General features: G+C 63.2%; 21 protein-coding genes and 1 tRNA gene. 15 read left to right on the plus strand and 7 right to left on the minus strand.

The features are described from left to right. Positions 1–17: 17 nt before the first annotated feature. The 3 genes from tpiA to ACQKOE_RS02390 all read left to right on the plus strand — a co-directional run bounded on the left by tpiA (position 18) and on the right by ACQKOE_RS02390 (position 2990). Positions 18–776, plus strand: coding sequence for a triose-phosphate isomerase (gene tpiA / locus ACQKOE_RS02380; RefSeq protein WP_374588146.1), 759 nt, complete (start codon positions 18–20; stop codon positions 774–776). A 70-nt stretch (positions 777–846) separates the two neighbouring features. Further along, on the plus strand, positions 847–1227 hold the full coding sequence (secG, locus tag ACQKOE_RS02385; RefSeq protein ID WP_374588144.1) for a preprotein translocase subunit SecG: 381 nt from the start codon (positions 847–849) through the stop codon (positions 1225–1227). Between the two features lie 128 nt (positions 1228–1355). Beyond that, positions 1356–2990: a CTP synthase gene (locus ACQKOE_RS02390; protein WP_427511389.1), complete on the plus strand. Its 1635-nt coding sequence runs from the start codon at positions 1356–1358 to the stop codon at positions 2988–2990. Positions 2991–3412: 422 nt separating this feature from the next. Here the strand turns inward: ACQKOE_RS02390 and ACQKOE_RS02395 are convergent, their stop codons facing one another. After that, complete coding sequence (locus tag ACQKOE_RS02395) at positions 3413–3889, minus strand: Hsp20 family protein (protein WP_427511390.1); 477 nt, start codon at positions 3887–3889, stop codon at positions 3413–3415. 100 nt (positions 3890–3989) lie between these two features. Here ACQKOE_RS02395 and grxC point away from each other — a divergent pair, with 100 nt between their 5' ends. From grxC to ACQKOE_RS02435, 8 genes are all read left to right on the plus strand, one after another. Then, a complete protein-coding gene (gene grxC, locus ACQKOE_RS02400) occupies positions 3990–4289 on the plus strand; it encodes a glutaredoxin 3 (RefSeq protein ID WP_427511391.1) in 300 nt (99 codons plus the stop codon). Between the two features lie 4 nt (positions 4290–4293). Next, entirely contained in the window at positions 4294–5109 is an 816-nt protein-coding gene (locus tag ACQKOE_RS02405; RefSeq protein WP_427511392.1) for a carbon-nitrogen hydrolase family protein, read from the plus strand. After that, on the plus strand, positions 5106–5564 hold the full coding sequence (locus ACQKOE_RS02410) for a DUF1178 family protein (protein WP_427511393.1): 459 nt from the start codon (positions 5106–5108) through the stop codon (positions 5562–5564). Before ACQKOE_RS02405 ends, ACQKOE_RS02410 begins: the two co-directional genes overlap by 4 nt. Positions 5565–5602: 38 nt before the next feature. Continuing rightward, a tRNA-Arg gene (locus ACQKOE_RS02415) sits at positions 5603–5679 on the plus strand. Positions 5680–5909: 230 nt separating this feature from the next. Then, the gene (locus ACQKOE_RS02420) at positions 5910–6395 is read left to right on the plus strand and encodes a hypothetical protein (protein WP_427511394.1); all 486 of its coding nucleotides are present in this window, start codon (positions 5910–5912) and stop codon (positions 6393–6395) included. A gap of 102 nt (positions 6396–6497) precedes the next feature. Further along, complete coding sequence (locus ACQKOE_RS02425) at positions 6498–6806, plus strand: FtsB family cell division protein (RefSeq protein WP_374588132.1); 309 nt, start codon at positions 6498–6500, stop codon at positions 6804–6806. Between the two features lie 122 nt (positions 6807–6928). Beyond that, positions 6929–8005, plus strand: coding sequence for a pyruvate dehydrogenase (acetyl-transferring) E1 component subunit alpha (gene pdhA, locus ACQKOE_RS02430; RefSeq protein ID WP_374588130.1), 1077 nt, complete (start codon positions 6929–6931; stop codon positions 8003–8005). Then, the gene (locus ACQKOE_RS02435; RefSeq protein ID WP_427511395.1) at positions 8005–9363 is read left to right on the plus strand and encodes a pyruvate dehydrogenase complex E1 component subunit beta; all 1359 of its coding nucleotides are present in this window, start codon (positions 8005–8007) and stop codon (positions 9361–9363) included. The genes pdhA and ACQKOE_RS02435 overlap by 1 nt, the downstream gene beginning before the upstream one ends. 60 nt (positions 9364–9423) lie before the next feature. On the opposite strand, the gene ACQKOE_RS02440 is transcribed toward ACQKOE_RS02435, so the two are convergent. Genes ACQKOE_RS02440 through ACQKOE_RS02450 form a run of 3 tightly spaced genes read right to left on the minus strand, consistent with a single transcriptional unit; the run spans position 9424 to position 11947 of the window. Further along, on the minus strand, positions 9424–9867 hold the full coding sequence (locus ACQKOE_RS02440) for a TadE/TadG family type IV pilus assembly protein (protein WP_427511396.1): 444 nt from the start codon (positions 9865–9867) through the stop codon (positions 9424–9426). Then, positions 9867–10340 (minus strand): TadE/TadG family type IV pilus assembly protein, encoded by a 474-nt coding sequence (locus ACQKOE_RS02445; protein ID WP_427511397.1) that lies wholly within the window; start codon positions 10338–10340, stop codon positions 9867–9869. The genes ACQKOE_RS02440 and ACQKOE_RS02445 overlap by 1 nt, the downstream gene beginning before the upstream one ends. Then, the gene (locus ACQKOE_RS02450) at positions 10337–11947 is read right to left on the minus strand and encodes a pilus assembly protein TadG-related protein (RefSeq protein ID WP_427511398.1); all 1611 of its coding nucleotides are present in this window, start codon (positions 11945–11947) and stop codon (positions 10337–10339) included. The genes ACQKOE_RS02445 and ACQKOE_RS02450 overlap by 4 nt, the downstream gene beginning before the upstream one ends. Positions 11948–12102: 155 nt before the next feature. On the opposite strand from ACQKOE_RS02450, the gene ACQKOE_RS02455 reads away from it, so the two are divergent. Both ACQKOE_RS02455 and ACQKOE_RS02460 read left to right on the plus strand, forming a co-directional pair. Further along, positions 12103–12759 (plus strand): hypothetical protein, encoded by a 657-nt coding sequence (locus ACQKOE_RS02455; protein ID WP_427511399.1) that lies wholly within the window; start codon positions 12103–12105, stop codon positions 12757–12759. A gap of 34 nt (positions 12760–12793) precedes the next feature. Then, entirely contained in the window at positions 12794–13258 is a 465-nt protein-coding gene (locus tag ACQKOE_RS02460) for a hypothetical protein (RefSeq protein ID WP_427511400.1), read from the plus strand. A 4-nt stretch (positions 13259–13262) separates the two neighbouring features. Here ACQKOE_RS02460 and trmFO read toward each other — a convergent pair whose 3' ends face one another. After that, positions 13263–14600 (minus strand): methylenetetrahydrofolate--tRNA-(uracil(54)-C(5))-methyltransferase (FADH(2)-oxidizing) TrmFO, encoded by a 1338-nt coding sequence (gene trmFO / locus ACQKOE_RS02465; protein ID WP_427511401.1) that lies wholly within the window; start codon positions 14598–14600, stop codon positions 13263–13265. A gap of 68 nt (positions 14601–14668) precedes the next feature. Here trmFO and ACQKOE_RS02470 point away from each other — a divergent pair, with 68 nt between their 5' ends. Both ACQKOE_RS02470 and ACQKOE_RS02475 read left to right on the plus strand, forming a co-directional pair. Further along, complete coding sequence (locus ACQKOE_RS02470; RefSeq protein ID WP_427511402.1) at positions 14669–15331, plus strand: lysoplasmalogenase family protein; 663 nt, start codon at positions 14669–14671, stop codon at positions 15329–15331. Positions 15332–15371: 40 nt separating this feature from the next. Beyond that, positions 15372–16316 (plus strand): CorA family divalent cation transporter, encoded by a 945-nt coding sequence (locus ACQKOE_RS02475; RefSeq protein WP_427511403.1) that lies wholly within the window; start codon positions 15372–15374, stop codon positions 16314–16316. Here ACQKOE_RS02475 and ACQKOE_RS02480 read toward each other — a convergent pair. Beyond that, positions 16313–17158 (minus strand): TauD/TfdA dioxygenase family protein, encoded by an 846-nt coding sequence (locus ACQKOE_RS02480; protein ID WP_427511404.1) that lies wholly within the window; start codon positions 17156–17158, stop codon positions 16313–16315. The two genes, ACQKOE_RS02475 and ACQKOE_RS02480, sit on opposite strands and share 4 nt — an antisense overlap. After that, positions 17158–19911: a DNA gyrase subunit A gene (gene gyrA / locus ACQKOE_RS02485; protein WP_427511405.1), complete on the minus strand. Its 2754-nt coding sequence runs from the start codon at positions 19909–19911 to the stop codon at positions 17158–17160. The genes ACQKOE_RS02480 and gyrA overlap by 1 nt, the downstream gene beginning before the upstream one ends. Positions 19912–19913: the final 2 nt, after the last annotated feature.

Genomic DNA, 19913 nt, shown 5'->3' on the forward strand with positions numbered 1-19913 from the left:
TTCAGCGAGGAATCCAGATGCCCAACCGGCCTTTCATAGTCGGCAATTGGAAGATGAACGGCACGCGCGCCATGCTGGCGGAAGCGCGGGCCATTGATCGCGGCGCGGCCCGCCATCCCGGCGTGCGCGTTGGCATTGCTCCGCCGTTCACCCTGATCCAGGCGATGAGCGAGGCGGTGCAGACTGCCTCGGTCGGCGCGCAGGATTGCCATGCCGAGGTTTCGGGCGCTTTCACCGGCGACGTCGCTGCTCCGATGCTCGCGGATGCCGGCGCGCAGTTCACCATCGTTGGCCATTCCGAACGCCGCGCCATGCACGGGGAAAGCGATGCAGTGGTCAAGGCCAAGGCAGAAGCTGCCCTGGGTGCTGGCCTCGAAGTCATCGTCTGCGTGGGCGAGACCGAGGCAGAGCGCGATGCAGGCCAGGCCGAAGCCGTGGTCTGTGCCCAGCTGGACGGTTCGCTGCCCCGCGGCGAGGGGCTGACCCCGCGCATCACCGTAGCCTATGAACCGGTCTGGGCAATCGGCACGGGCCGTGTCCCTTCGGTGGACGATGTGGCCGCCATGCACCGCGCGATCCGTGCGCGCCTGCTGGACATCTATGGCGAGGATGGCGCGGCGATCCGCATTCTCTATGGCGGTTCGGTCAATGCCAAGAATGCCGAGGAACTGTTGGGCGCGGACCAGGTGGGCGGGGCATTGGTCGGCGGCGCCAGCCTGACCGCCGACAGCTTTCTGGCCATTGTCCTGGCGGCAGCCGGTCCTGACGCGGAATAAGCCAGCGGCTTGCACTTGAGCCGCCGCGCGCCTAGATGCGCGGCAACAGACCAGTTTTTCCGGGAATGCCATGTCGCTTATCATCTTCCTGACCGTCGTTCAGGCCATCGTCGCCTTTCTGCTGATCGTCGTGATCCTGATGCAGAAGTCCGAAGGTGGCGGCCTGGGTGTGGGCGGCAGCCCGGCGGGCCTGATGTCGGCGCGCGGCGCGGCGGATTTCCTGACCCGGACGACGACGATCCTGGCAACTGCCTTCGTTGCGCTCAGCATCCTGCTGGCCGCCCTGGCAGCCAGCAACGGGACCGATCGGCAGATCGAGGACAGCCTGAACCGCTCCTCGGTTCCGAGTCAGCCGGCTCCGATCAACCCGCTGGGCGGCGGCACGGTTCCGGCCGGTCCTGCTGCTCCGGCAGGAGCCGATCCGCTCAGCGCACCGGCTCCGAAGCAGTAAAAACGCTGCTCCAAGGATGGCCCGCCGGTCGATTTGGCCGGTGGTTGCCATTTTTTCACCCGCTAATTGTGGATTGCGGTAAGCCGAGCTTGCCGGATCCCCCCACTTCGGCTTAAGGCGCGACTCCCATGGCGCGGTACATTTTTATCACCGGCGGCGTGGTCTCCTCGCTCGGCAAAGGTCTTATGGCGGCAAGCCTCGCGGCTCTGCTCCAGGCTCGTGGATTCAAGGTCCGGATCCGCAAGTTCGATCCCTATCTGAACGTCGACCCCGGCACGATGAGTCCCTATCAGCACGGCGAAGTCTATGTGACCGACGACGGCGCCGAGACGGACCTGGACCTGGGCCATTACGAGCGCTTTACCGGCGTCTCGGCGCGCCAGGCCGACAACATCACTTCTGGCCGCATTTATCGTGACATCATCACCAAGGAGCGTCGGGGAGACTATCTGGGCGCGACTGTGCAGGTCGTTCCGCATGTCACCGACGCGATCAAGCAGTTTGCGCTGGACGATACCGACGACCTCGATTTCGTGCTGTGTGAAATCGGCGGCACGGTCGGCGACATCGAGGGGCTGCCCTTTGTCGAAGCGATCCGCCAGCTGCGCAACGAACTGGGGCGCGAACGGTTCTGTTCGGTCCACGTGACCCTGGTGCCGTACGTATCCGCTGCGGGTGAGCTCAAGACCAAGCCGACCCAGCATTCGGTGCGCGAACTGACCAGCCTGGGCGTTCAGCCGGACATCCTGCTCTGCCGCTGCGAGCATCCGCTGCCGGAAAACGAACGCGCCAAGATCGCGCTGTTCTGCAACGTCCGCAAGGAAGCCGTGATCCAAGCGCTTGATGCCAGCAGCATCTATGCTGTGCCGCTACAGTATCACGCCGAGGGCCTCGACGCGGAAGTGCTGCACCACTTCGGCCTGTCCAGCCCCGCGCCGAACCTGTCGCAGTGGGAAGATATCGTCGACCGCTACCAGAACCCCGAGGGCGAGGTGACGATTGGCGTGGTCGGCAAATATGTCGGCCTGCCCGACGCCTACAAGAGCCTGAACGAAGCCCTGATCCACGGCGGCATGGCCAACCGGGTCAAGGTCAATATCAAGTGGATCGACGCCGAACTGTTTGAAGGCGGCGACGACGAGATCGTGACCAAGCTCGAGCCGATGCACGGCATCCTGGTGCCCGGCGGCTTCGGAGTGCGCGGGACCGAGGGCAAGATTGCCTCGGTGCGCTTTGCCCGTGAACGCAAGGTGCCGTTCTTCGGCATTTGCCTGGGCATGCAGATGGCCTGCGTGGAAGGCGCGCGGAACACCGCCGGAATTGCTGGCGCCGGCTCCACGGAGTTCGGTGAACCCAGCGAACCGGTCGTCGGCATCATCACCGAATGGATGAGCCCGGAAGGCCTGCAAAAACGCGGTGCCGATACCGACCTGGGCGGGACCATGCGGCTTGGCGCCTACGAGGCCAAGCTTGGTGCCAACAGCCATGTCTCGTCGATCTATGGCGGGGCAACGCAGATCAGCGAGCGGCATCGCCATCGCTATGAAGTGAACGGTGCCTACCGCGAGGCGCTGGAGAAGGGCGGACTGGTTTTCTCTGGCATGTCGCCTGATGGTCTGCTGCCCGAAATCGTCGAGCGGCCCGACCACCCGTGGTTCATCGGCGTGCAGTTCCATCCTGAGCTGAAGAGCCGTCCGTTCGAGCCGCACCCGCTGTTCGCCAGCTTCATCGCGGCTGCCCTGGCGCAAGCGCGGTTGGTGTAACGCTTTCCAAATTCTCTGCGGATTTGAAAAAGTTAACGCAAGTTATCCAATTCCGAATCGCTCCAGTTTCGGCAATCGTTTGTTGAAACCCGGGGTCGGTATTATCAGCGCGTTAGGCTAAAAAAATTACACTTGGCGTTCACTCAAAATTATCCATGTAGGCCAGTGATTTGCCTTGGATATGCGTTGTGAATACGTACCTTTAGGGCTGGAGGGGCATTCCCCAGTCTTTACGAGCGGCAAAAAAGCGCTACTTCCCAATACGGTAGGAAGGCCGGAAAACACGGCCTCCTGTACAGCTTGTCGCGATCTGATCATCTTCTGCGACCCGGATGATCGCGATGCGACAGGCGACGCGCAAGCGTCGCGGGGGTGAGGTTCTGCCTCACCCCCTTTTTCATATCCGCTTTCGATATATGGGCTTAGGCGGCCTGGCTGTCGCCGCCGCTCGCTGCGTCGTGCACGACGCTGAGCGTCTTTTGCGTGCCGACCGCAATCTTCTTGGGCTTCATCGCTTCGGGCACTTCGCGCACCAGGTCGATGGTGAGCAGGCCGTCTTCCAAGTTAGCGTTCTCCACGCGGACATAATCCGCCAGTTCAAAACGGCGCTCAAACCCGCGCTGGGCGATGCCGACGTGCAGGAACTGGCCTGCCGAAGCTTCGTCCGCCTTCTTGCCCTGGATCACCAGCAGGTTCTGCTGGGCGGTAATGTCGATGTCAGCCGGCTTGAAGCCCGCCACGGCCAGAGTGATGCGATAGGCGTCCTCGCCCCGGCGCTCGATATTGAAGGGGGGATAATTGTCGCCGCTGTTCATCCGGCCCTGGTTTTCCAGAAGATCGAACAGGCGGTCAAAACCGACCATGGTGCGGCGATAGGGGGTGAAATCGAAACGGTTCATGGCATAATCCTCTTGAAATGAGCAATCATGGTTTGGCGGGACCCAAGGTGGCATCCCGGTGAAGCCATGCCCTTGCGGACCATGACTTCGCATCCGAGATATGCTAGCCCGGCTGCGTTTCAAGAGGAGTGCGCGCGTGTCTGCTGCGAAGGTTGAAATCTACACCAAGTGGGGCTGCCCCTATTGCGTCCGCGCCAAGGCGTTGTTGGACGGGAAGGGCGTAAGCTACACCGAGTACGACATTACCATGGGCGGACCCAAGCGCGCGGAAATGCAGGAGCGCGCGCCCGGTGCGATGACCGTGCCGCAGATCTTCATCAACGATCAGGCCATGGGCGGGTCGGACGATATCCACGCGCTCGACCGGGCGGGCAAGCTGGCCCCCCTGCTGGGGCTATGAGCCGATGACCCGCATCGCCGTCCTGCAAATGACTTCGGGGATCGACCCCCTGCACAATGCCGAAGTGCTGACCGGAGCGATTGGCGCTGCGGCCATGGGCGGGGCGGAGATGATCTTCACGCCGGAAATGACCGGCCTGATCGATCGTGATCGGGCCCGCGCCACTCCCCACGTCGTTCCGGAGGAGCAAAGCCCGGTCCTGGCCGCCGCGCGTGAAGCTGCTGCGGGTGCAGGAATCTGGGCGGCGGTGGGCAGCATCCCGGTGCTGCGCGAGGACGGGCGCTGGGCGAACCGTTCCTTCGTGATCGACAGCAACGGCGCGATTGCCGCCCGCTATGACAAGATCCACATGTTCGACGTGGACCTGGACACCGGCGAAAGCTGGCGTGAATCCGCCGCCTATGCGCCGGGTGAAGCCGTCGTGACCGTGGATTGCCCGGTCGGCAAGCTGGGATTGGCGATCTGCTATGACCTGCGTTTTCCGGCCTTGTTCGAAGCGCTGGGCAAGGCGCGCTGCGATGCCATTGCCATCCCCGCCGCTTTCACCCGGCCAACCGGCGCGGCGCACTGGCACGTGATGCAACGCGCCCGCGCGATCGAGGCGAGCGCCTTCGTCATTGCTGCCGCCCAGGTCGGGCAGCATCAGGACGGTCGCGAAACCTATGGTCACAGCCTGGTGATCGACCCCTGGGGCGATGTCATCCTGGACATGGGCGGAGAGGCGGCGAACCTCGCCTTTGCGGAACTGGACCGCAGCCGGATCACGGCGGTTCGCGCCCAGTTGCCCAGCTTGGCGAACAAGCGGCCGATTGCGCAATGATCGTATTCGACCTGGCTTGCGATGCAGGCCACCGTTTCGAAGGCTGGTTTGCTTCTTCCGACGATTTCGCGGGCCAACAGGCGCGCGGCCTGGTCACTTGCCCGGAATGTGGCTCGGCTGAGGTGACAAAGGCGCCGATGGCTCCGGCCGTGCCGCGCAAGGGTAATCAGGTGGCCGAAACGAGGCCGCAACAGGCAATGGTCTCCGCGCCGCTTCCGCCCGAAGCGGTCGAGGTTCTGGCCAAGCTGGCCGCGCTGCAAAAGGAAGCGCTCAAGCAATCGCGCTGGGTCGGCAAGGATTTTGCCGAGCAGTCCCGCGAAATGCATTATGGCGAGCGTGACGTCGAGACGATCCACGGACAGGCGACGCTGGAAGAGGCGCGCGACCTTCTGGAAGAAGGGATAGCAGTCATGCCGCTGCCGTTCCCGGTTGCTGCGCCGGAGGATCTCAACTGATTGCCAGAGCCGCCGGCTCCCCCTATGGGAAGCGCGGGGCGCCCGTAGCTCAGCAGGATAGAGCACAAGATTCCTAATCTTGGGGCCGTGGGTTCGAATCCCGCCGGGCGCACCATTCGCGAACTTCACGTGTAGTTACCGGCACCTGCTGAGGCGCCGCTGTGGTCTGCTCACGCACACGGAACAAATCGCACTATTGGTGCATCACAGTTCCTTGCTTTCTCATGGGCATAATGGGGGAGCGTAAGGGCGATCCGGTAAAGTGACCTAGGATTTTTACACTATGTCTAATTAACATAGGCTGCTATTCTGCGCCAAGCGTTCGCGAAGCGGAAGGATTTCGCCATGAAGATAGAATCGCTTAAGCCCCAGTTTATTATGGGTTTATTGGTTGGTCTTTTGGCAATGCTCTTGCTACTTGCCTCCCTGCCTGCAACTGTCCAATTTGCTTCAAGCGAGAGCTCAAATGCTCATGGCCCGTCCATTCAGTCCGGCACATATCAAATCACTCTGCGAGGATTTGTGCCAACCATCTGCAGGGTCTCGGTGGAGCCAAAGGTCACCCCGGCAGGAGGAGTTCTGGTTGATCTGGGTGAAATGAAAGAGTTCTGTAACAGTCCGAATGGCTACATTGTTTATGCTGACCACACACCGAACGTGACTGGAGCAGTACTCATCATTGATGGGCGCAGCGTTGTTCTATCCCCTCATGGATCGACAATGCTTCTGGAGTCGCGTGGACCCGGAAACCGGACGCACAAAGTTTCACTGGACCTTCGCAATCATCCGGCACCCAAAGGCTATATCTCGTTTCGAATTCAACCCCTTTGAATTCAGCGAAAGTACCTGACCGTCATGGAGATTTTCGCCCTGCCGTTGCGATATGTAACTTTACGGGTTGCACGGCCCGGTTAACTGTGATTCTAAGGGGCTATGGGCGGACGCAACGAACCTAAATTGGCCAAGGAAAAGGTGACGCAGGGCTTTGCTCTGTTCTCGCTTATGGCCATGGGTGGCTGGGTCCTGTTCGGGCCGAGCGGGTTCCTGGCGTGGAGCGACAACAACCGCATGCTGGCCGAGCGCCAGAAGGAACTGGCCCAGCTTCAGGCGGAACGCGCAGAGCTGAAAAACCGCGTTGCCCTGCTTAACCCGCAGCAGGTTGACCCCGACATGGCCGGCGAATTGCTGCGCTCCAATCTCAATGTCGTGCATCCGGATGAGGTCGTCCTCATCATCAAGTGACGCTACGGCGCTCTTGCTCACATAACGGACATTCCGGCATCAAATTCGTATGCGGCGGATTGCCACGCGCGCCGTTCTCCCTATAGCCGGAACAGTAGTTCCATACCCTAGGGGATACGAAATTGGCTAAATCCGGATCGAGCCGCAAAGCGCCTGAAACGGCAGCCGCGGACGAGGAAACCTTCGCGCTGCGCAGCTTGCAGGACGCGCATGATGCTAACCCCCGCTATGCGGCCAGCGACGACGAACTGCTCAAGTTCTATGAGCAGATGCTGCTTATCCGCCGTTTCGAGGAGAAGGCCGGTCAGCTCTACGGTCTGGGCCTGATCGGTGGGTTCTGCCACCTCTACATCGGCCAGGAAGCCGTTGCGGTCGGCCTGCAATCCGCTCTGGAAGAGGGCAAGGACAGCGTCATCACGGGCTATCGCGATCACGGTCACATGCTCGCCTATGGCATCGATCCCAAGGTCATCATGGCTGAGCTCACCGGGCGCGGCGCCGGGATTTCCAAGGGCAAGGGCGGGTCGATGCACATGTTCTCGACCGAGCACAAGTTCTACGGCGGGCACGGCATCGTCGGCGCGCAGGTGCCGCTGGGCGCCGGTCTGGCTTTCGCCCACCAGTACCGCGGCGATGGCGGGCTGTGCATGGCCTATTTCGGCGACGGTGCGGCCAACCAGGGTCAGGTCTACGAAGCCTTCAACATGGCGGCGCTGTGGAACCTGCCGGTGATCTTCGTGGTGGAGAACAACGGTTATGCCATGGGTACGGCCGTTACGCGCGGTTCGGCCGAAACCGAATTCCACCGCCGCGGCACGGCGTTCCGCATTCCGGGCATGAAGGTCAATGGCATGGACGTGCTGGAAGTGCGCGCCGCTGCAGAGGTGGCCGTGGCCCATGTCCGTGCTGGCAAGGGGCCGGTGCTGATGGAACTGCACACCTACCGCTATCGCGGACATTCCATGTCCGACCCGGCAAAGTACCGCACCCGCGAGGAAGTGCAGGAAATGCGCGAGAAGCACGACCCGATCGATGCGGCCAAGGCCGAGCTGTTGCAGCGCGGCATTGCCGAAGACCGGATCAAGGAAATTGAAAAGCAGATTCGCAGCATCGTCAACGAATCCGCTGATTTTGCAGAGAATTCACCGGAGCCAGATATGTCCGAACTCTACACCGACGTCCTGGTGGAGAGCTACTGATGAGCATCGAACTGAAAATGCCCGCACTGTCTCCGACGATGGAAGAGGGGACGCTTGCCAAGTGGCTGGTCAAGGAAGGGGATGCGGTCAAGGCCGGTGACATCCTGGCCGAGATCGAGACCGACAAGGCAACGATGGAGTTCGAAGCGGTCGATGAAGGCACGATCGGCGCGATCCTGGTTCCGGAAGGGACCGAGGGCGTGAAGGTCGGCACGGTCATCGCGGTGATCGGCGAAGAGGGTGAGGCGGTTGCCGTTGCACCTGCTGCCGTCCAGAAAGCCGCCGAATCCGAAACGCCTGCCGCCAGCCCCGCCACGACCGCCCCTCCGGCACCGCGTCCGCGCGCGGACGATCCGGTGGTTCCCGCTGGCACCAACATGAAGACCTCGACCGTGCGCGAAGCCCTGCGCGATGCCATGGCCGAGGAAATGCGCCGGGACGAGCGCGTTTTCGTGATGGGCGAGGAAGTGGCGCAGTACCAGGGCGCCTACAAGGTCACCCAGGGCCTGCTCGACGAATTCGGGCCGAAGCGGGTGATCGATACGCCGATCACCGAATATGGCTTTGCCGGGATCGGGGTTGGCGCGGCGATGGGCGGGCTGCGTCCGATTGTTGAATTCATGACCTTCAACTTCGCCATGCAGGCGATTGACCACGTCATCAACTCGGCGGCCAAGACGAATTACATGTCGGGCGGGCAAATGCGTTGTCCGGTCGTGTTCCGTGGTCCCAACGCGGCGGCCAGCCGCGTGGGTGCGCAGCACAGCCAGAACTATGCACCGTGGTACGCCAGCGTACCGGGCCTAATCGTGATCGCGCCATATGACGCCTCGGATGCCAAGGGCCTGCTCAAGGCCGCGATCCGCAGCGAAGACCCGGTGGTCTTCCTGGAGAATGAGCTGGTCTATGGCCGCAGCTTCGAACTGCCCGAGCTCGATGACCATGTCCTGCCGATTGGCAAGGCGCGGATCATGCGCGAAGGCAAGGACGTGACCATCGTCTCCTACTCTATCGGTGTAGGCTTGGCACTCGAAGCGGCGGAAACGCTGGCTGCCGAGGGGGTCGAGGCCGAAGTGCTCGACCTGCGCACCCTGCGGCCGCTGGACAAGGAAGCCGTCCTGGCGTCCCTCGCCAAGACCAACCGCCTCGTCATTGCGGAGGAAGGCTGGCCGGTCTGCTCCATCGCTTCGGAAGTGATGGCGATCTGCATGGAGGATGGCTTCGACCACCTCGACGCGCCGGTGCTGCGCGTTTGCGACGAAGACGTGCCGCTGCCCTATGCCGCGAACCTGGAAAAGGCCGCGATCATCGATGCTCCGCGCATCGTCGCTGCCGTGCGCAAGGTCTGCTATCGGTAACAAGGATAATCCCGCCCGGCCTCGCTTGATGGCGAGGCCGGACGGGTCTTCCTGGTCCGGTCAGGCCGCCGTCGGGGCGACTACGAAGACCGGGCGCGTATAGGTAATGGGAATTTCGTCGATGCCGATGATCGAGAGCATCGTCGGCACCATGTAGGTCAGGGTGAGCGTATATTCCGTCGCCCCGACTACCCGCTGGACCGGTGCATTCTGCATCGTCGCCAGAAAGCGGCTGCGCTGGAGGCCATAAGGCGGGCGCGTTGCGATACCATTGGCAAAGTCGCTGAGCTGGCCCGTCGTCAGCCGGGTATCCGTCTGATAGTTCACCACTGCATAGCGGGCCACGTCGCCAGAGATACTGCGCAGCGCGTTATAGTTCTGCATCCCGATGCCGAAGTGCAGCACGGCCAGGAACATCGTGAGCAGGGCAGGACCGATCAACGCGAATTCGACGATCACCGAGCCATCCTGACGGTGCCAGATCTGTTTGAGCATGGCGCGCATCACACTTCATCCTGTTGATACAGCACGTAGCGGGTAACGTTGTAATTGATCGGAGAGCCTACGCCGAAATTGGTCCAGCTCGGTGTGTAGGTATCGCGCAGATCGATCTTCACGAACGAGGATACCACCTTGGCGGAGCTGCAACTGTCAGGCGAAGTAACATAGCTGGTGCTGTCGTCGCAGCGATAGGCTGCAGTGACAGAAACCTTGTCCGCCGCAAGTCCGCTGGATCTTTCGATCACCTGCTCGACAACGGTCCGCTTGGCGGCCGTATCGGGCGCAGCGGCGAGTGCGATTGCCACCGCTTCGGCGGCTGCGCTCTGCAATTCCGTCTGCCGGGCTACCATGTTGCTGACCTGGTAGGAACCCAGAGTGAGCAAGACAAGGACCGGCGTGACGATGGCCGTTTCGATGACCATCGTACCGTCGCTATCGCGCCGCAACCGGCGGAGAAGGGCGAGCAGGCCCGTCATGCGACCAGCTTTACCTTGGCGCGGCCAGTGGTGACCTCGTCCACGTTGCTCATCCCCGGCGGGCAGAAGCTGGTCATGTTCGCATCCCCTTCCAGCGTGATGTTGGCAGCCGCGATCAGCAGGCAGGCGCTGGTTACCGATGCGCTGCCACTGAACCGGATGTCGCTTTTCGGCAGATAGATCTTGCCGTTAAGGACCGTATCGGCGTTCCCGTTGAGGGAGTTGCGGCCATCGCTGCCTTGCGAGGCGCGGTCTTCAAAGACGAGCATCCCTGCGAACTCCTGCGCCTGCGTAGTGGACAAGCCGCCTACGCTGCTGAGCTGCGCAGATGTCGCTGCGGTAAGGGCGATGTTCGAGCCGCCGGTAATGTCGATATAGGCCCCATTCTTCAGGACGATCAGGATGCCCGCACCGGTAACCTGGTACTGCCCGGTGATCTTGAGGCGTCCGCCGTCGATGACATAGATCCCGGGGTTGAGGACGGTGGTGCAGCTGACGTCAAATCCGCCCCGATAGGTGCCTTGATTCAAGGTTGCCTGGGTATTGGTGCCCACTGTCACGGCATTGGCAACCTCGCTGGTCGTGCGGAAGACCGTCTTGCGCCACTTCCGGTTCTGTCCGGAGCCGCCCAGTGAGGTCCAGGTGGGCGTTCCATCGGTCGTCGTAACGCCATTGACGGTGTTGACCGGAAGAGTGGTGTTGTACACCCAGGGCGTCCACGAGCCGTTGACGTTGGGCAGGTATCCAGTGCCGCTATAGGTTGTCAGCTGCGTGGCGTTGTTCGTGTTTGAGCCCTGCCAATAGGTGTAAATGGTGTCCGTTTTCGTACGACGGTCCCCGGTAGTCGTCGTCGTTGCAGCGATGCACTGATATGTCTGCGCCGGATTGGGATTGGGCGTCGGCGTGGTCAGATCGGCAAACGGGTCGGCCAGACCGCTCAGGTATTCACGGATCTCGGCATCGGTGTGCTGGTTGAGCCAGTCGTCGATGCCGCCTGCCGAGACAACCCAGCCCGGATCGAGCGTGGGGTTACCGTTGATCACGATCGAGCTGTCAGAAGTCGAAAGGGCCGCAATGCCGCAGGCCGCCGTCAGGGTGGCGCTGCCGCCGATGGTGATTGCGCCGCTGTCGTCTTCGTCGACGGCGATCAGGCACGCGGTATAGCGTTCCCCGTCGGTGAAGCTTGCCTGGGAATAGACGCTGACCGTGGCGCCTTCGCCGGTGAGAAAGCTGGAGAACGGCAACTGCTGCGAGGCTGCCACCGTCACGACCACGCTGTTGTCGTCGCCGCCATTGTAATCGGCCAGGCGAACCGTCGGTTCCGTCGTTATCGTGCGCGTGGTTGAGAGGTTGGCAGCGAATTCCTGCTTTGCGCGCGTGACGTAGACGTCCCGGGAATCGTCATTGCTGCGCGCCCATGCGCCGGCAAGCGCCGCCTGGTCTGCGGCGTACTGGATTTCGCGCTTCCACATATACCACTGCGCCGTGTCGACAGCCAGGCCCGATCCTCCGATCAGAACCGGCAGGCCAAGGGCCACGAGCATCGTCGCGTTGCCGCTGGTGCTGTTCTTCAAATTGCGGAAACTTCGCCGAATCGACTGAAGCATGGTGCCCCCAGATGGAATCTTGTTGGCAGGCCATATACGTAGTGTGGTGTGCACACTGTCTAAGGGTGTGGTTAACGGCGCGCTAAGTTGTCGTTCCGCTTGGAATTTGTTTAACGCGCTATGCAGGGCTCATGCGGAGCGGTAGGCGCTGGCGCATGGAACCTGCAGCCCTGCTGGACGAATTGCCCCCTGATCGCCGCCTGGCCCTGGCCTATGCTCCGGCTGCAACGCGTGCCGATTGTCTCGCGGTATTCTCGCTTGATCTGCGACTTTCGCGTCTGCTCGCCCAGCAGCGCGAACCCATGCTGACCCAGATGCGCCTGGCCTGGTGGCGGGACCGCTTGAGCGAAGAAGCGACCGGCTTTCATCACGATGAACCCGTGCTGGCCCTGCTCGCACCATGGGGGGCGCAGCGGGCCCAATTGGCCGCCCTGGTCGATGGCTGGGAAGCGCTGTTGGCCGAGCCGCCGCTGGCTGCCTTTGCCGTCCGCAACTTTGCCCAGGGCAGGGCTTCAGCCTTTGCTGCGCTGGCGGAGCGGGCAGGGGCGGCAGGACAGGCGGAGGAAGCGGCGCGGGCGGGCTTCAACTGGGCCCTGGCGGACCTGGCAGCGCATATTTCTGACCCGCAGGAGCTGGCCGTGGTCAAGGCATTGATCCAGACGCGCGACTGGGGCAGGCCAAGGATCGGCAAGGATTTACGTCCCCTGGCTCTGCTCCACGGGCTGGCTGCCCGCCAGCGCGGGAATGGAGCATTGCTGGGCGGAATACGGGACGGACTGGCCGCGATCCGGCTTGGCTTGCTGGGCAGATAGGCTATTGCTTCCAGACGGTTACGGAGGACTTGGCATGAACCGGATTGTCCTGGGTGCGGTTTCGGCGCTGTTGCTGGCCGGGGCGGGCCTGTTCTGGTGGCAGGGCAAGGCCGCCGTTGAAGCGGCAGCTCCTCCCCCGCCGCCCATGCTGGCGGAGCGGCAGGACGATCTTTTGCCCATTCCGGAGGAAGACGGCGAAGGGCTGGTTGGCGCGGACCTGCCCGAAGTGGACGAGGCCACGCGAGAGGAGCGCCGCTTCAACCGGCTCGACCGCAACCGTGACAATCTGATCAGCCGGGCCGAGGCGCTTCAGCCGCGTGTCGCCGCGTTTCGCAAGCTGGACAAGGATGGCAACAACCTGCTCAGCTTTGAAGAATGGGCCGTGGTATCCAGCAACCGGTTCCGCAAGGCGGACGCCGATGGCAACGGCAGCCTGACCCGGCCCGAATTCGCCACGACCAAGCCCAAGCCGGTAAAGAAACCCGCCTGCAAGTGCTGATCGGTCAGGCGCTCGCCAGCCAGCCTTGCAGGTCGTGCTTGGCGCGCTGGGTATAGGCCAGCTTGCGCTGCTTCTTGCGCACCTCGGCATCCACTGGCGGGAACAGGCCGAAATTGACGTTCATCGGCTGATAGCTTTCCGCCTCGGCGTCGCCGGTAATATGCGACAGCAGCGCGCCCAGTGCGGTGGTGCGGGGCGGGGAGGTCCAGCCCCGGCCAGCCACTTCCGCAGCGGTCATCAGGCCGCCCATAAGGCCGACCGCGGCGCTTTCGACATAGCCTTCGCAGCCGGTGATCTGCCCGGCAAAGCGGACGTGCGGGGCAGATTTCAGGCGCAGCTGCCGGTCCAAAAGGACGGGGGAGTTGAGGAAGGTGTTGCGGTGCAGCCCCCCCAGCCGCGCAAACTCGGCATTTTCAAGGCCCGGAATGGTGCGGAACAGGCGCACCTGCTCGGCATATTTCAGCTTGGTCTGAAAACCCACCATGTTCCACAGCGTGCCCAGCTTGTTGTCCTGGCGCAGCTGGACCACGGCATAGGGCCAGCGGCCATTGGGGTGTTCCGGCGTGGCCCAATGCGGATTGTCCAGGCCGACGGGCTTCATCGGGCCAAAGCGCAGTGTGTCCTCGCCGCGTTCAGCCATGACCTCGATCGGCATGCAGCCCTCGAAATAGGGCGTATTGGATTCCCATTCGCGGAATTCGGTCTTTTCACCCGCCAGCAGGCCTTCGCGGAAGGCGACGTACTGGTCCTTGTTGAGCGGGCAGTTGATATAGTCCTTGCCGCCCTTGTCCCATCGTGCGGCTTTCCATGCGATGTCCATGTCGATCGTGTCGTGGTGGACGATGGGCGCGATGGCGTCGAAGAAGGCCAGGCTGTCCGCACCGGTGGCTTGCCCGATGCTGTCAGCCAGAGCCGCAGCAGTCAGCGGCCCGGTCGCCACGATGGTCAGGCCCGATGCGGGCAGGCGGTCGATCCGTTCGCGGACGATCTCCAGATTGGGCAGGGCGGAGAGGCGCTTTTCCACCTCGGCAGAGAATACGTCGCGGTCCACCGCCAGGGCCGACCCGGCCGGAACCTTCGCAACTTCCGCCGCGCCCATGATCAGCGAGTCCAGTTCGCGCATTTCCTGGTGCAGCAGGCCAACCGCATTGTTTTCATGATCGTCGGAGCGGAACGAGTTGGAGCAGACCAGTTCGGCAAGGCCGGTGCCTTGGTGCGCCGGAGTGGTATCGCCGCCGCCGCGCATCTCCGACAGGCGGACCTTGATTCCGCGCTTGGCCAGTTGCCATGCCGCCTCGCTGCCGGCCATCCCGCCGCCGATAATGTGTACATCGTAAGCCATGCCCATGCGGTTAGCCTTGCGCGCGGAAAATTCCAACGGCAGCATGTGCGAAAGGGAAGGGGAAACCGATGCCGAAACGTGCGCTCGCGGAAAAACGGCCCTGGCTGCTCGCCAGCCTGCTGGCTGGAATCAGCTATTACTTCGTCCGCGACGGGCAGATTCCCGGGCTCTACCTGATGGCTTGGAAGGGGGCTGGCGTGGCCTTGCTCGCGCTCTATGCGCTGGCCAGGCACAAGGGTGCGGATTCGCGGCAGATTGCAGCAGTCATGGCCTTTGGCGCGCTGGGCGACGTCCTGATCGAGCTGGTGCTGGAATGGGGCGCGGTGGCGTTCCTGATCGGGCACCTGATTGCCATACACCTCTATTGGCGCCACCGGCGGGCGCGGCTCAGCCCCAGCCAGAAACTTGCCGGCATAGCTTTTGCGGTTTTGATCCCGGCCATCAGTTTCATGCTTCCATCGGACCGCGCGGCAGCCCCCGGCGTGGCGTTCTACGCCCTGGGGCTTGGCGTGATGACGGCTGCCGCCTGGACCAGTTCCTTTCCGCGCTACCGCGTCGGGCTGGGCGCGGTCATGTTTGCCGTGTCGGACCTGCTGATCTTCGCCAGGATTGGCCCGATGGCGCAAAGCCCGCTGCCGAACCTGCTGATCTGGCCGCTCTATTACTTTGGCCAGTTCCTGATCTGCACCGGGGTGGTGGGGGAACTGCGCAGGCGCAGCGCAACCGCGTGAAGGGTGGCGCGTTCCTGTCGGACCACACCGCAGGCGCTGCATGGACCTTCTCTATTACGACGCGAACGGACACGACCGGCGGCTCGAACCGGACGAGGTGAGCTCCGTTGCCCTGACGGAAAGCAGCCTGCTGTGGCTGAACGGCGAGGCGGAGGATCTGGCGAGCCTGAAACCGACGGCCCCGCTGAGCAAGGCCTTGGCCTGCGCGGCGCGGGTACCGGACAACGTGCGGGTTTACCAGGAGTTCTACCACCTCGCCATTCCGGTCCTGCCGCCATCGGGTGAGGCGATCAGCGCGCAGCTGGTCCTGCTGGTGGGGGATCACTGGCTCGTTTCCATGGGGCCGCCGGACGCGACCGACTTTGCCGATCTGATCTCGCGCGATGTGGGCGAGACGATGAAGGGCAACCTGTCTGGCACCACCCTGGCAGCCGCGCTTTTGGCGGAGCACTTCGGGCGGTTCCACCAGCATATTTCTGCCATCGATGCGGAGATCGACAAGGTCGAGCAGCGCACCCTGACGGGGAAGGAGGGGCGCAGCACCCTATCGGTCCTGACAGTACTGCGACGCCGGACGGCGCGGATGCGCGGGGTGCTGAGCGATTTGCGGCCCATCGTCACGTCGCTGATCCGCCCGGACTTCCTGCCCGAAATGACTGCCGAGGACCGTGAGCATTTGCGGCACCTGGAAGCCTCGTTCGAAAAGCTCTCGGATGAAATCGTGCGGCTGCGCGAAACCGTGGTCGGCAGTTTCGAGCTCTACGCCACGCAGATCGCGCAGAACACGAACCGGCTGCTCAAGGCGCTGACGATCCTGACCCTGGGCATCGGTCTGATCGGGGCCGGAGCCGGGATCATGGGGATGAATTTCAAGCTCGACTGGTTCGACCACGGGGTCAGCGCTTTCGTTCCTGTGGTTGTCACCATGGCGGCGCTGTTCCTGGTGACGGTAATCCTGGCGCTGGACGCCTATCGCCGGGATTAGACGCCGTTCCAGGCGGCGATGGTCGTGCGGTGCAGTTCGCGGCGGTAGCCCTCATAGCCGCCGGTCGCGCGGTGCAGGACCGAGCGGTTGTCCCACATCACCAGCATGCCCGGTTCCCATTTCTGGGCGAAGACAAAGCGCTCGTCCCCCTGCCAGGCCTGCAGTTCCATCAGCAGGGTAATGGCCGCGTCCTGGGCCATGCCCTCGATCCCGACGATATAACCCAAGGTCGAGTAGAACCCGCGCCGTCCGGTTTCGGGATGGGCGGGGACCAGCGGGTGGATCTGGGTGGCCAGCGCCGCCTCGCTGGGACGGATGTCCATCGACCGGCCCTTGTCCTTCGCTCCATAGGTCCCGTCCGGCGCGTAGGGCAGGCGGGCCGAGTGGATCGCGATCAAGTCGGCATAGCGTGATTGCTGATCCGTTGTCAGGCTTTCCCAGGCCAGGTGCTGGTTGGCAAACAGGGTGTCGCCGCCATGCGGAGGAATGTCGATGGCCAGCAGGCAAGTTCCTGCCGGAGGGCGCGCCTGGAAGGACCAGTCCGCGTGCCAGTTCTCGGCAAACAGAGGGCTTTGTTCATCCGCCTCGCGCCTGATCGCGGCGATGTGTTGCCGGCCCGGGATCGGCGCGAAGAACGGATCGTCGCCGAACCCGCCGAAATAACAAGTGAAGCGCTCAAGATCGTCGTCGGTCATCGCCTGGTCGGGAAAGGCCAGGACGTGATGCTGCAACCACGCCGCGCGGACGGCGGCGACGGTTTCAGCATCCAGCGGCTTTGACAGGTCGAGCCCGGTGACGCGTGCCCCGCACGCGCCGCCCGAGGGTTCGACCCGCAGCGGCATCAGTCTTCGCCGCCTTCGCTGGTTGCGGCGACCTCATCCACGACCGCTTCGCCGATCTCCTCAGCATCGTCCTCGCCATCGTCGGCCAGACGGACGGCGGAGACGACGTGTTCATCGTTCGAGACGTTGAACAGGCGCACCCCGGCGCTGCCGCGGCCAATGACGCGCAGGCTTCCCAGCGGCAGGCGGATCAGCTTGGCCTGGTCGGTCACCAGCATCAGCTGATCGGCCTGGGTGGCCGGGAAGCTGGCGACGACCGGACCGTTGCGGGCAATGTTGTCGATATTGGTGATGCCCTGGCCGCCGCGACCCGTGCGGCGATATTCGTAGGCGGAACTGAGCTTGCCATAGCCGTTGGCGCAGACCGTAAGGATGAACTGTTCGCGCTCGGTCAGTTCGGCCATACGCTCGGCGGACATGGTCGGCTCGCCCTCGCGCTCGCCCTTCCACGGTGCGAACTTGACGTATTCCTCGCGCTCTTCGCTGCTGGTGCCGACGCGGTGGAGGATCGACAGGCTGATAACCTCGTCATCGCCCTTCAGCGTCATGCCGCGCACGCCGGTCGAAGTGCGACTGGTGAATTCGCGCACTTCGTCGGCGGCAAAGCGGATCGCCTTGCCCGCGCGGGTGGCGAGCAGGACGTCGTCGCTCGATTCCAGCAGGGCGACACCGATCAGGCGGTCGTCCGAATCCTCTTCGAACCGCATGGCGAACTTGCCGTTGCTGGGAATGTTGGCGAAGGCGTCCATCGCGTTGCGGCGGATATTGCCCTTGGCCGTGGCAAAGACGACCGAGAGCTTGCCCCATTCGGCTTCGTCTTCCGGCAGCGGCAGAACGGTCTGGATCGTTTCGCCCTGGTCCAGCGCGGGGAGCAGGTTGACGATCGGACGACCGCGCGTGGCCGGACCGCCTTCGGGCAGCTTCCACACCTTGAGCCGGTAAACCTTGCCTGCGGTGGAGAAGAACAGCACCGGGTTGTGCGTGCTGGTGACGAACATGGTGGTCACCACGTCTTCGTCCTTCGTCGCCATGCCGGCGCGGCCCTTGCCGCCACGGTTCTGCGCACGGAAGGTCGAAAGTGGGGTGCGCTTGATATAGCCGTCCATCGTGACGGTGACGACCATCTCGTCCCGCTCGATCAGGTCTTCGTCGTCGATACCATCGGCAGCCGCGGTGATTTCCGACATGCGCGGCGTGGCATAGGCTTCGCGGACCAGGACCAGCTCGTCGCGCATCACGCCATAGAGCTTCACCCGGTCAGCCAGGATCGAGAGGTATTCGGAAATGGCCGCAGCCAGTTCCTTGAGCTCGTCGCCGATCTCGTCGCGGCCCAGGGCGGTCAGGCGGTGCAGGCGTAGGTCGAGGATCGCCTTCACCTGGATTTCCGACAGGCGGTAGGTGCCGCCTTCCTGTTCGGCGCTCGGCTCGACTGCCTCGACCAGCTTGATGTAGGGCGCGATGTCGCCAATCGGCCATTCGCGGCGCAGCAGGGCTTCGCGGGCGGCGGCCGGGTTGGAGGCACCACGGATGATCTTCACCACCTCGTCCAGGTTGGTGACGGCTACCACCAGACCCAGCAAGATGTGCGCCCGGTCACGCGCCTTGCTCAGTTCGAACTTGGTGCGGCGGGTAATCACTTCCTCGCGGAACGAGATGAAGCTGGTGATGATGTCGCGCAGCGTCAGCACTTCGGGACGGCCGCCCCGGATCGCCAGCATGTTCGCCGGGAAGGAGCTTTGCGCCGGGGTGTTGCGCCACAGCTGGTTCAGCACGACTTCCGGGGTCGCATCGCGCTTCAGGTCGATCACCACGCGCACGCCCAGGCGGCTCGATTCGTCGCGGATGTCGGAAATGCCTTCGATCCGCTTTTCCTTCGCGGCCTCGGCGATCTTTTCGACCAGGTTGGACTTGCCGACCTGATAGGGGATGCTGGTGAGCACGATTGAGCGGCGGTCGCCCCGACCTTCCTCAATCTCGTGACGGCAGCGCATGATGATGCTGCCGCGCCCTTCGGTATAGGCCTTGCGCGCACCGGCGGTGCCCAGGATCAGAGGCGAGGTTGGGAAGTCCGGCCCCGGAACGATGGCGATCAGGTCTTCGTTCGAAATCGCCGGATCGTCGATAGTGGCAAGGCAAGCGTCGATGACTTCGCCCAGGTTGTGCGGCGGAATGTTGGTCGCCATGCCGACCGCGATGCCGCCTGCGCCGTTGACCAGCAGGTTCGGGAAGCGGGCCGGGAGGACCGACGGTTCCTGCCGCGAACCATCGTAGTTGTCGACGAAATCGACGGTATCCTTGTCGAGGTCTTCCAGCAGCGAACTGGCCACCCGGGCCAGGCGCGCTTCGGTATAGCGCATCGAGGCTGGCGGATCGGGGTCCATCGAGCCGAAGTTGCCCTGGCCGTCGACCAGCGGCAGGCGCATCGACCAGTCCTGCGTCATGCGCGCCAGCGCGTCATAGATCGCGGCGTCGCCGTGCGGGTGGTAGTTACCCATCACGTCGCCGACGATCTTCGCGCTCTTGCGGTAGGGACGGCCCGCGACGAAGCCGCCTTCCTGGCTGGCGAAGAGGATGCGGCGGTGAACCGGCTTCAACCCGTCGCGCACGTCGGGTAGTGCGCGGCTCACGATCACGCTCATCGCGTAGTCGAGGTAGCTGGTCTTCATCTCCTCGACGATGTCGATGCGCTGGAATTCGCCCAGCGGACCGGTCGGTTCGGATGAAGGTTCAAGGATTTCGGTGTCGTCGCTCACGC

The sequence above is a fragment of the Novosphingobium sp. NPDC080210 genome, from assembly GCF_050281025.1.
Classification (GTDB): Bacteria; Pseudomonadota; Alphaproteobacteria; order Sphingomonadales; family Sphingomonadaceae; genus Novosphingobium.